Origin of the sequence: Clostridium sp. (genome assembly GCF_051650885.1) — a bacterium.
Taxonomy (GTDB): domain Bacteria; phylum Bacillota; class Clostridia; order Clostridiales; family Clostridiaceae; genus Clostridium.
Genome location: NZ_JBOFRG010000123.1, coordinates 1 through 12,284, shown reverse-complemented (window position 1 = coordinate 12,284; position 12,284 = coordinate 1). Strand labels below are relative to the sequence as shown.

Here is a 12,284-nt window from a genome sequence, read left to right as displayed (position 1 = left end):
TGAAGAAAGTAATACAGTGCCAAGTACTAAGGGGCAATTAGTATTAGGTGATGCATTAGTTAAAGAACTTAAGGAAATTGGACTTGTAGATGTAGAGCAAGATGAAAATGGATATATCTATGCAACATTAAAAGGAAATATTGAAGGAGCTAAGAAGGTTGGATTTATAGCTCATATGGATACAGCACCAGACATGGATGGAAAATGTGTTAATCCACAAATCGTTAAAAATTATGATGGTGGGGTAATAAAATTAAATGAAGAATTTTCTTTAGATCCAGAGCAATCACCTGAAATGAAAGAGTATGTGGGAAAAACTTTAATTACAACAGATGGAACTACTCTTTTAGGAGCAGATGATAAAGCAGGGATTTCTGAAATAATGACAGCAATGGAGTACTTAGTAAACCATCCTGAAATAAAGCATGGAGATATTAAGGTTGGATTTACGCCTGATGAAGAAGTTGGAAGAGGAGCAGACCACTTTAATGTAAAAAGATTTGATGCAGATTTTGGATATACAGTAGATGGTGGAAGAATTGGAGAACTTGAATATGAAAACTTTAATGCAGCAGGTGCTAAAGTTACTATAAAAGGAAAGAATGTTCACCCAGGATATGCAAAAAATAAAATGGTAAACTCACAAATGATAGCATATGAATTTTTATCAATGCTTCCATTAAATGAAGTTCCAGAAAAAACTGACCATTATGAAGGTTTCTCACACATGATAAGCATAAAAGGTGAAGTTGAAGAAACTAATATGGCATTTATAATAAGAGATTTCTTTGAAGAGTCATACGAAAAAAGAAAAGAAGACTTCAAAAAGGCTGCAGAAAAGTTAAATGAAAAGTATGATAATAGAATAGAACTTACTATAACAGACCAATATAAAAATATGAAAGAAATGGTTGAACCTGAAATGCATATAGTAGATACTGCAGAAAAGGCGATGAAAATGGCAGATGTAGTACCAACAATTAAACCAATTAGAGGTGGAACTGATGGTTCAAGATTATCATTCATGGGACTTCCTTGTCCAAATATATTCACTGGAGGAGAAAACTTCCACGGAAGATTTGAATATGTTGTAATAGAGTCTATGGAAAAAGCTGTAGAAACAATAGTTAATATAGCAAAGCTTTATGGTGAAAAGTAAATAATTTAAATTTAGGCTTCATAAAAGATTGAAAAATCTTTTATGAAGCTTTTTTAATATATAAAGACAGATATTTAGGAATAAAATGATAATAGTGGTAAAATGTGATAAAATTAAATTTGCTAAATTATTTTAGTGAAAATGAGGGTTAGAAACTTACATTAGGTTTCATTATACAATGGGGGGATTTTATGAGAAGAAAATTAAGTGCAGCTTTATTAGGTGCATTATTAGTTCCATTTACATTTGTAGGCTGTGGAGCAGAGAAATTTATACCTAAAGAAAAAGAAGAAGTGAAAAACAGAGAAGAGGTAAAAATTGACTTAGTACAAGTTGATACAAATTATTTTCCAGAAATAAAACTTTATTTTACAGTAGAGGATTCTAAAGAAAATAAGATTTTAGAAAATTTAACCTTAAATGATTTCACAATAAACGAAAAGATAAATGGAGAGCTAGTAGAAAGAAAGATTGATGAAATTAAATTTTTAAATGATGATGAAAATATAAGTATTAATATGATAATGGATACAAGCTCAAGTATGCAAAATAATATGGGAGAGTGTAAAACTGCTGCCATGGATTTTTTAAATAATCTTAACTTTAATAAAGGGGATAAGGTTAGTATTATTGAGTTTAATGACATAGCTCGTGTAAACAACTATTTTACAAGTGATAAGGAGTCGCTTTTAAACTCTATAAGAGGGTTAGACACTTATGGACAAACTGCTTTATATGATGCATTAATTGATGGATTAAACCAAACTAATATGCAAGATGGATTAAAATGTATTATTGCATTTACAGATGGTGAAGATACAAGCAGTAAAAGTAGTGAAAGTGATGTTATTAAATTATCTAAAGAATATGGAATTCCAATATATATTATAGGAGCACAAGGAAATTATAATACGGTAGCATTAGAGAATATAACAAAAGAAACTAATGGTGAGTATATAAATATAGATAGAATAGAAGAGTTAAATAAGGTTTATGAGAAAGTCTTAAATAAATCTAAAAAACAATATATGCTTAAATACAAAACAGATAGTACAGAAGTCTCTGCTAAAGATGTGATATTAAAGGCAAAAAGTGACGAGTTTATAGGTGAAAAAGAAGATACTTTTGAAGTTAAGAAAAAAGAACATAGACTTGATATAAATAAATATAATGAATTAAAAAAGACAGTGGATAATGAAATTGTAGCAGAATCAAAAAATTTAAAGGGGAATTATTCAATAGCCTTTAAAGATTTAAATCATTCAGATGTGGTAATAAAAAATAATAAAAAGACAGTAGCAGCAAGTGTTATAAAGATTTATATAATGATTGAAGCCTATTATCAAATCCACAGAAATAACTTATCATTAACAGATAAATTAGTATATACACAAAGTGATAAGGTGGGAGGTTCAGGAACTATAGCAAATGGACCTGTTGGAAAGAGTTTTAGTATAGAAGAACTTTTAAAAGCTATGATGACAACAAGTGATAATGTAGCTGCAAATATGTTGATAGACCATTTAGGAATAGACAATATAAATAAAAGAATAAAAGCTATGGGATGCATTGATACAGAATTAAATAGAAAAATGATGGATTCAAATGCCATAAATAGTGGAGTAGAAAATTATACATCAGTTGCAGATTTAGCACTTACTTTAAGTAAAATATATAACGGACAAGCAGTTTCCAAGGAAGTTGATAAAAGAATGCTTGCATTAATGGAAAGAAATACAGTAAAGAAAAAGATTCCTAATAAATTACCAAAAGGGGTAAAGGTAATGCATAAATCAGGTGAGTACACAAATGTAGAAAACGATGCAGGAATAGTAATAACTGATAAAGGTGCATATGTTATCTGTGTTACTACTGATAAGGGAAGTAAAGAAAATCAAGAGAATTTTATAAGCAATATTTCGAAGAGAGTATATGATAAATATATGGAATATAAAAAATAAAAAGGGGATTAAGAAACATGAGATTTTGTAAAAGGTGTGGGAATAAACTAAATGACAATGTAAAGTTTTGTGGTAAATGTGGTTTAGAAAATGAGGCTAAAATAGAAAATGTTAAGGTTGAAAATACTGCTAGAGAAGAAGTGAAAGAGCCTAATATAAATGAAGAAGCTAAGCTGAGAGAAGAAGTTAGATTAAAAGAAGAGGCTAGACTATGGGAAGAGTCAAAGCGAAGAGAAGAAGAGAAATTAAGAGAAGAATCAAGAGCAAGGGTAAGCCTAGAAAAGCCTAAAGTAGATTTACAAAAAGAAAGAGTACAAAGCTCAGGAGAAAAGCTTCAAAAACCTAAAAATGTTGAAACTAAAAAGAAAAAATCTAATGGGAAAATAATAGGAATAGCTTTAGTTTGTGTAATAGCAGCTGGTGGTGCTTTAGGATACTTTTTATATGATGATATTTTATATAAAAAGTATAAGAATGATGTGGAAGCGACAAGCAGTGTAAGTGAAAAATTCGTATACTATGATAAAATTGCAAAGCTTGAAAAGTTTGATGAAGTAAAAGGCGAGGTAATAAAGTTACTAAAAAATGATTCTAGCAATATTGGATATTTAAAAAGAATGGAAAATGTGAAAGATGAAGAAAAAAATAAAATAGCATTAGATGTTTTAAAGGCTGATGCAATATCAAAATATGATAATGGACAATATGAAGATGCAAAAAAAATATTAGATGAAGCTAGCAAATATGGATATAACTTAAATGATGCATTATATACTAATGTGATAATGAAGTTAAATGAAAATAACAGTGGACAAAGCATAGGAACAGATACAGGAGTTACTGAAAATGAAGAAGATATGCTTTTCAAAGATAGTAGCGATAGATATTTAAATGAAGAGGAATTAAGAATTTATTCTAAAGAAGAATTAGCAATAGCAAGAAATGAAATATATGCAAGACATGGATATGTATTTAATCAAGAGCCATTTAAAAGTTACTTTAATGAAAAAGATTGGTATACTAAAGATTCTTCATTTAAAGGTTCTGACTCTGAATTAAATGATTATGAAGTGAAAAATATTCAATTGTTACTTAAATTAGAAAAAGAAAGATAAACTAGAATTATAAGATAATCCTTTGCATAAAAATAGAATAAAGAAAATACTAGAAGGTGAAAATATGATAAATCTAGTCTTATGGACATCTGTAATAGGTGGAGCAGCAGTAGGTGCGACACTTGTTGAATTAAGAAATAAAAAAGTTAAGAAAAAAGAAAAGGAAAGACAAAAATACTCTAAAAAATATAAACAAATAGAGGGTGTAGATTTAAAAAAAGTAAAAGAAATTGTGGATAAAAAAACAACAGAAATTTTAAAAAATGAAAGAGTGTCTTTAAGAGAAAAAGAAAATATTAGAACTATTATTTATTCAAAAGTGACAGAGGAATTATTTAAAGAAATTTAAAAGGAACTGAAATTTTCAGTTCCTTTTTCAGGTTAATTTTTTTGTGCTTCTTTAGTTTGAACTGTATGTGTCTCAGAAGAAGTAGAAGTTTGTGAAACTCCTTTATTACTAGCTTTTACTGGTGTCGCATTTGAAGATTGTGTGTTAGAACTAGAATCAGAAGATGAACTAGAACTATTACTTTGATTACTTGAAACACTTTGGCTAGTAGAAGCAGGTGCAGGTTCTTCTGTTTGAGATGTAGCACTTGAATTACTATCTGAGCTGCTAATTGAAGTGCTTTGTGTACTTTGATTAGAACTGCTATTAGTATTGCTATTTTGTTCACTATTATTTTGAATTTCAGAATTTGAATTCTCAAGATTTTGTGACGCATTTGAGACAGTGGAAGTTGTCGCATTTTGTACGAATGGAGTAACTACTGCATCAGTCTGCGGAGCAGGTGTTGGAGTAGATCCAATTGGTGAAATCATTGGTCTTGAAATTTCTATATTTAATGAATGTATTGTTCCTTTAGCAGTTCCGTTTAAATAGGCTTCTAATTGTTTTGTGAAGGGACTATTTGGATACTTGCTTGAAAGGGTGTTGTAATAGCTTGCAGCAGCTTGACTGTCATCAGCTTGAAGTGCTTGAATACCTTCTTTGTAAAGAAGTTGTGCATATCCAGTATTTGAGATAGATAATGCGTTTTTAATTCTTTCATTTAAGTATTTATTATTTGTATGTAATGAATTCAAAATTGAAAGACATTCTGGATAATTAGAATTATTCATATCTGAAATAGCTTCATTATATTGAGTAGAAATATTTTTAAAGTTTTGAATAGCAACTTCCTGTGTCTGAACTAATTTATTATCTGCATATGTTATAGTATCTACATTTGAAAGATCTGAAATGGCAGTTTGTAGCTGGCCATTTTCTAAAGCAGTCTTAGAATTGTTAACAGCTGTAACAACTACAGAATCTTGATATATAAAATAATAAGCAATAACACTTATAATTGCTAAAATAATCCCTATAGAAATAACTGTAGGAATTAAAGGAAATTTGTGTTTTTTCATTTAAATTACCTCCAATATTAAATTATTGAAGTAGATTAAAGCTTTATTATTTAAAGGATAACATATAAATATAACGGTAATATTACATTAGGATTAACTTTATAGCACTAAATTGAATTTAAAAATAAAAAAAGTGAAAAAACTGATAAAACTAGACAAAAAAGTATAAAATGTGTATAATGTTAATAAAGAGTTAACAAAAGAAGAGGGGATGTTTATATGTGTAGATTGATAAAAATAAAGGTGGACGATTTTAACGTAAAGTCATTTATAAGAGATATATTAAATTATTATAGAAAAGAATTAAATCATAAGGATATATTATGGTGGATTGAAGGCTTAAAGGAAAATGATATTTTAAACTTTAACCATAATGGATGCTTAGAAGAGCAATTTTTTAATTATATAAAAAAAGATGGCAATAAATTATATGTTCCATTTTTAGAATACAAAAATGTGAAACAAGCTATTCATTTAAATGGAGAAGTAATAAATATATATTCAATATCAAATGAAGAAGATAATGAAGAAGCAGTAGGAATAGAAATAGAGAATATAAATGGAGCTTATATAATAAAGACATTGTCAAAAGAAGGTTTTGAAAATATAAGCTACATAAAAGATAGATATAAAATAGCATAAATAGATTTTAAAAAGAGTTTAGAGATAAGCTCTTTTTTTTATTCAAATATAGGTAAATAAAAATACATATATTTTTGGTATTATGTAGAATAATAATAATGCTTAATATATACGTAAGGAAGGCGAGAAAAAATGATAAAATTAGAAACAGTAGAATTAAAATATGATATGGGCGGAGACTTTATAGTAACATTAGTTGCAATTGAAGATGAGAAGGATTTAATATTAGTAGATTGTGGAATGATGAATTCATATGAAATGATAAAAAATGGTTTAAAAGAAAAGGGAATGGATATAAATAAATTATCAAAAGTAATTATAACTCATCAAGATTTTGACCATATGGGTGGATTATATGAAATAAAGGAAAAACATCCCAATATAAAGGTTATAGCATCAAAGGAAGAAGCTAAATACATAAGTGGTGAAGAAGAATTTTTAAGAATTCAAAATGTAAATAAAATAATTGATAAAGTAGATGAAGAAAAAAGAAAAGAGTTAGAGGCTTATAAAGCTAGGCTTAGTACAGTTAAAAATGTAAAGGTTGATGTGACGGTTAAGGATGGAGATATTATAGGTGGGATTGAGATAATAGAAACTCCAGGACATATGCCAGGACATATTTCAGTTTTAGTTAAGGAAAAGAAAACATTAATTACGGGAGATGCATTGGTAGTTGTAAATGGAGAGCTTATTCCATCAAATCCACAATATACACTTGATATGGAAAAAGCAAAAGAATCTATAAAGAGACTTTTAAATTATGATATAGATACTCTGATTTGTTACCATGGTGGTGTTTATTCTGATAATGTAAAAGAAAAAATAAAGAATTTCTAAAAAAAGAGGAACACTTTTCTTAAAATGTGCTACTAATGTAATAGTAGAATGTTTTGGAGGAGAGGTTTATGAAACCTAGAAAAAAAGATGGAAAAAAAGCAATACTTATAAAGGATATAAGTGGGAATATTGACTTTAAAAAAATTAAAAATACGGGAATAAATGCAGTTGTTTTTAAGATTCCATGTAGTTTAAAATGGGAGAAAAAAAATATTGTTAAAAAGTGTGAAGAAGCTAAAAAACAAGGTCTTCTAGTAGGGGGATGCTTTGAAATAGATTGCACAAAATCTATAAATCTTCAGAGCATTATGATTGCAAACATAATTAATAAAATATCGGTAGATATTTACCCAGTAGTAGAGATTACAAAAAATACTGGAACTACAAAAAAGGTATTTTCAGATAAGTGCCTTAAGCTTTTGAAAAGAATAAAAGAAAATTTAGGAATGGATTGTATTATAAAAGCTGAAATAAATTTTGCAAATGAAAATTTGGATATAAGACTTAGAAATAATATGTTTTGGGTTGTAGATAAGGAAAAAGATATGCCGAGCAATAGTACTGTTTGGAGTGATTGGACTTGTTTTAGTTATTCAAACAATTTTGTTATTGAAGAGTTAAAGATGAAATTTGAAATTTGTGAGATAAAAGAAATTATATTTTTAAATAAAGGATGCGATTGTGGATGTTGTGAAAAACATGATACAAAGCCAGATGTGAAACCAAAGCCAGATGTAAAGCCAGATGTGAAACCAAAACCAGATGTGAAACCAGAAGAAAAGTGTGAAAGTATGAAAGGTTTTATAAAGGGAGAAATAGTTGCGAACTTACAAAGACAATTAAATATTCAGTTTAAAGCTGGATTAAAAGTAAATGGATGTTTTACAGAAGAGACTTTAGATAGTTGTATTTTAATTATGAGAAATGCAAGAGGACCAATAACAAAAATTGTACAAACAAGATTAGAAGATAATGGTTTTAGTGTAGGACCTACAGGAGTAGACGGAATTTATGGTGATTATACTATTGCAGCAGTAAAAAGATTTCAGAAAAAATATAATTTGAAAGTAACAGGAGTAGTAAATAAAGCAACTTGGAGAGAATTATTTTTAAAAAGATAGAACAACTTAAAAATGTTTTTCATATAGATAAAATAAATAAATTTTATGGAGAAAAATATGATAAGTAGAAGAGAAGTAAAAATACAGTTTATTGTAGAAGAAAGATTTATATTTAGTGCAACATGCATAGCAACAGTTAAGGTTGATTCTGATGAATTAGAAATAATTGATGAGGGATATTTAAAAGACATTGAAGATTTAGACCAAATTGAATTTGTTGAAGTAACAAGTGGAAAATACAATGAAGAAGACATACCATCAGAAGAAGATATCCAAGAAGATGATATAGAGGAAATAATAAGTATATCATTAGATTAAAGGGAGTTTTTAAACATCCCTTTAATCCAATCTTAATTAAAAAGTAACAGTATAAATAAAGATAATATGCTAATATTAATGATATTAGCATTATTTTTTGCTATAAAACAAAAGAAAAGGAGAGTAAAAAATGGGGTTAAATTTACATTTGTTTTACTTGATTAATGGACTGGCATACAAAAGTGCAGTATTAGATTGGATTATGATATTTTTCACTAAAGTTGTTCCTATTATATATGCATTAATATTACTTGCTGTATTCATAATAGGAATGAGAAAAAGAGACAAGAATATAAGAAAAGTTGCAATAAGTACAGGCGTATTTACAGTGATAAACTTGATTATAAGTTCTATTATAGGAAAGATTTGGTTTGAGCCAAGACCTTTTGTAACACATCAAGTAAATCTATTAGTGCCACATAAGGCAGATGCATCATTCCCAAGCGACCATGTTATAGGAACATTTAGTATAGCAGTAGGGCTTGGATGGTTTAGTAAAGTTTTAAGAGTATTAATGATAATAGGAACAGTGTTTGTAGCATTTTCAAGAGTGTTCGTTGGAAATCACTACCCAGGAGATGTTATAGGTGCATACATAGTTGTTATAATTATGAGTTTCATTTATAAAAAACTTTTAAGAAAACCTATTGAAAACTTATATTTAAAGGTTGATAAAAAAATATTTGGATAGAATATAAAGATGATTTATTAAAATGGATAAATCATCTTTTTTTACTAAAATAATATAAAATTTATAAGAAAAAATATAAATATTTAAAGTAAAAATTAAAAAAGTCGAGAAATAAGGTAGGAATTAAAAGTATAAAGATATATAATAAAATGATATGAGTAAAAAATAAGAATTTTAACATAAGAATAATAATATAGAAGGTGATTAAATGACTAAAACAAAAGGTTTTCTACCTATAAGTAGAGAAGATATGGAAGAACGTGGCTGGGAGCAATGTGATTTCATTATAGTAACAGGAGATGCATACATAGACCATCATAGTTTTGGAACTGCAATAATATCAAGAGTATTAGAAGAGGCAGGATATAAAGTAGGGATAATTCCACAACCAGATTGGCATAGTTTAGATGATTTTAAGAAGCTTGGAAGGCCAAGACTTGGATTCTTAGTTAATGGTGGAAACATGGACCCTATGGTAAACCACTATACAGTAAGTAAAAGATTAAGAGATAAAGACCTTTACTCACCAGGTGGGAAAATGGGACTTAGACCAGATAGAGCAACAATAGTTTATTGTAATAAATTAAGAGAAGCATTTAAAAACATAAACATCGTAATTGGTGGAATTGAAGCCAGTCTTAGAAGAATGGCACATTATGATTATTGGAGCAATTCAGTAAGAAATTCAATTCTTATAGATTCAGGAGCAGATTTACTTGTTTATGGAATGAGTGAAAAGCAAATAGTAGAAGTTGCAAATGCTTTAAATGATGGATTTGAAGCAAAATATATAAGACACGTAAATGGAACATCTTATGTAGTTGAATCTTTAGATGAATTATATGGAGATTATATTCTTTTAAATGATGTTAAAACTATAGCAGAAGATAAAGTTCTTTATGCAAAAGACTTTAACATTCAAGATGAAGAACAAGACCCTATAAGAGGAAAACAATTAGTTCAACCTCATGGAAAAAGATATGTTGTAGCAAACAAACCAGAAATGCCTTTAAATAGAGCAGAGCTTGACCACGTGTATGGACTTCCATATATGAAGGATTACCATCCTATATATGAAAAGGATGGAGGAATTGCAGCAATAGAAGAGGTTAAGTTTAGTATAGTATCATCAAGAGGATGCTTTGGAGACTGTAACTTCTGTGCAATAACATTCCACCAAGGAAGAACAGTTCAAAGTAGAAGTGAAGATTCTATTTTAGAAGAAGCTAAGGGAATAACAGAACATAAAGACTTTAAAGGATATATTCATGATGTTGGAGGACCAACAGCAAACTTTAGAAAAGAAGCTTGTGAGCATCAACTTACAATAGGAGCATGTAAAAAGAAAAAATGTCTTACTCCTGGAGTATGTAAAAACATGAAGGTTGACCACACTGAATTCGTAAATCTTTTAAGAAAAGTTAGAAGTTTACCTAAGGTTAAAAAAGTATTCATCCGTTCAGGAATAAGATACGATTACGTTATGGCAGACAAAAACGATACATTCTTTAAAGAACTTGTAGAACACCATGTAAGCGGACAGTTAAAGGTTGCACCAGAACACGTTGCACCAGAAGCTTTAAAATATATGGGTAAACCATCAGGAGAAACTTATAATAAATTTAGAGAGAAATTCTTTAAATTAAGTAAGAAAGCAGGAAAAGAGCAATACTTAATTCCTTATCTTATGTCAAGTCACCCAGGATGTGGACTTAAAGAAGCAATTGAACTTGCAGAATATTTAAGAGATACAAAATATCAACCGGAGCAAGTACAAGATTTCTATCCAACACCAGGAACACCATCAACAACAATGTTCTACACAGGGCTTGATCCAAGAACATTAAAGCCTGTATATGTTCCAAAAACAAAAGAAGAAAAAGCAATGCAAAGAGCATTACTTCAATTCAAAAAGCCTCAAAACTATAATTTAGTTTATGATGCACTTATGAAGGCAGGAAGAGAAGATCTTATAGGAAACGGACCTAAATGCTTAATTCAATCTAAAGAGCAAAGATACCTTGCAAGTATGAGAGGAAAATCTGCAAGCTTTAGAGGAAAATCAAGTTCTTCTAAACCAGGCGCTAAAGGAAAAGGAAAACCTTCAGTTGCAGGTGGGAAAAAGAAGCATGGACCTAAGAAGGGAAAAGGAAGCTTTAAGAAAGTTAAGAATTAAAAGTTAAGAATTAAGAATTAGGAGAGCTAGAGATAGCTCTCCTTTTTACATGAAGTTTAATTGTTCTGCTTGCTTTGTTTCGATGTGAAGGTTTTGACGGATTGGGTTTCCATTTATGTATTTCCACATTTTGATTTTTTTAGGAGTAATTTTATACACAACTTGACCATCTAATAAACCATATGCTTTAAAAGAACTAGGATGAACTTTTTTATATAACTCCATCAATTCTTTATTCTGTTCATCAGTCCAATTGCCAATTTCTTCGGCTATGCCTTCAATTGAAATATTATTAAAACATAAAGAAATATTGTTATTCTCTTTAAGTTGATTATATTTTAAATAACATTTATTTGTTTGAAAATATATATCTAAACCCACATTTATAATACTCATAGATCTTGAAGAAACATTGTTATTTAATGCTGTAGATAATACCCAAGTTTTATTTTTTTCTAAATTTGATATGACCTCGTTTTTTAAATCATTATAGTTTAATCTCATAAATTATATAACTCCTTTTCATAGAAAAAATTTACATAATTCTAGTATATATGACTTTGGAGGAAATATTAATAGTTTGAAATATAAATTTGAAAAATTATACAGTTAAATATTTACAAATTACATTTTATGGAATATACTGTATATATAGGATATGAACAGTAGTATACAGCATAAACAGTTGGAGGTGAGGCTTTTATGAATATCTTTATTACGAATAAATCTAGTGTTCCTATTTATGAGCAGATTGCTTTATGTATTAAAGAAGAAATTGAAGGAGGGAGTATTAAGAAGGATGAAATTTTGCCTTCTATTAGAAGTTTGGCAAGGGAGCTTAGGATTAGCGT

12 protein-coding genes are annotated in these 12,284 nt (G+C 28.7%); 10 read left to right on the top strand and 2 right to left on the bottom strand.

The window, feature by feature from the left end; translation table 11 throughout:
* The 4 genes from pepT to ACRC28_RS06065 all read left to right on the top strand — a co-directional run.
* On the top strand, positions 1-1,159 hold a 1,159-nt coding region (gene pepT / locus ACRC28_RS06080), incomplete at its 5' end, for a peptidase T (RefSeq protein WP_438542557.1).
* Positions 1,160-1,350: 191 nt separating this feature from the next.
* Positions 1,351-3,120, top strand: a complete 1,770-nt coding sequence (locus ACRC28_RS06075; RefSeq protein WP_438542556.1) for a serine hydrolase — start codon at positions 1,351-1,353, stop codon at positions 3,118-3,120.
* 17 nt (positions 3,121-3,137) lie between these two features.
* A complete protein-coding gene (locus tag ACRC28_RS06070) occupies positions 3,138-4,235 on the top strand; it encodes a YARHG domain-containing protein (protein WP_438542555.1) in 1,098 nt (365 codons plus the stop codon).
* Positions 4,236-4,257: 22 nt separating this feature from the next.
* Positions 4,258-4,584, top strand: coding sequence for a hypothetical protein (locus ACRC28_RS06065; RefSeq protein WP_438542554.1), 327 nt, complete (start codon positions 4,258-4,260; stop codon positions 4,582-4,584).
* A 32-nt stretch (positions 4,585-4,616) separates the two neighbouring features.
* On the opposite strand, the gene ACRC28_RS06060 is transcribed toward ACRC28_RS06065, so the two are convergent.
* Complete coding sequence (locus tag ACRC28_RS06060; RefSeq protein WP_438542553.1) at positions 4,617-5,645, bottom strand: hypothetical protein; 1,029 nt, start codon at positions 5,643-5,645, stop codon at positions 4,617-4,619.
* A 219-nt stretch (positions 5,646-5,864) separates the two neighbouring features.
* Here ACRC28_RS06060 and ACRC28_RS06055 point away from each other — a divergent pair, with 219 nt between their 5' ends.
* The 6 genes from ACRC28_RS06055 (at position 5,865) to ACRC28_RS06030 (ending at position 11,433) form a co-directional block, all read left to right on the top strand.
* Positions 5,865-6,287 (top strand): hypothetical protein, encoded by a 423-nt coding sequence (locus tag ACRC28_RS06055; RefSeq protein WP_438542552.1) that lies wholly within the window; start codon positions 5,865-5,867, stop codon positions 6,285-6,287.
* A 132-nt stretch (positions 6,288-6,419) separates the two neighbouring features.
* Positions 6,420-7,127 (top strand): MBL fold metallo-hydrolase, encoded by a 708-nt coding sequence (locus ACRC28_RS06050; RefSeq protein ID WP_438542551.1) that lies wholly within the window; start codon positions 6,420-6,422, stop codon positions 7,125-7,127.
* A gap of 68 nt (positions 7,128-7,195) precedes the next feature.
* Positions 7,196-8,248: a peptidoglycan-binding protein gene (locus ACRC28_RS06045; protein ID WP_438542550.1), complete on the top strand. Its 1,053-nt coding sequence runs from the start codon at positions 7,196-7,198 to the stop codon at positions 8,246-8,248.
* A 57-nt stretch (positions 8,249-8,305) separates the two neighbouring features.
* Positions 8,306-8,566, top strand: a complete 261-nt coding sequence (locus ACRC28_RS06040) for a hypothetical protein (RefSeq protein WP_438542549.1) — start codon at positions 8,306-8,308, stop codon at positions 8,564-8,566.
* A 130-nt stretch (positions 8,567-8,696) separates the two neighbouring features.
* Positions 8,697-9,257 carry an undecaprenyl-diphosphatase gene (locus ACRC28_RS06035; RefSeq protein ID WP_438542548.1) on the top strand — a complete coding sequence of 187 codons (561 nt, stop codon included), beginning with the start codon at positions 8,697-8,699 and terminating at the stop codon, positions 9,255-9,257.
* Positions 9,258-9,465: 208 nt separating this feature from the next.
* On the top strand, positions 9,466-11,433 hold the full coding sequence (locus ACRC28_RS06030) for a YgiQ family radical SAM protein (RefSeq protein WP_438542547.1): 1,968 nt from the start codon (positions 9,466-9,468) through the stop codon (positions 11,431-11,433).
* A 45-nt stretch (positions 11,434-11,478) separates the two neighbouring features.
* On the opposite strand, the gene ACRC28_RS06025 is transcribed toward ACRC28_RS06030, so the two are convergent.
* Positions 11,479-11,937, bottom strand: coding sequence for a pyridoxamine 5'-phosphate oxidase family protein (locus ACRC28_RS06025; protein ID WP_438542546.1), 459 nt, complete (start codon positions 11,935-11,937; stop codon positions 11,479-11,481).
* Between the last annotated feature and the right edge of the window lie 347 nt (positions 11,938-12,284).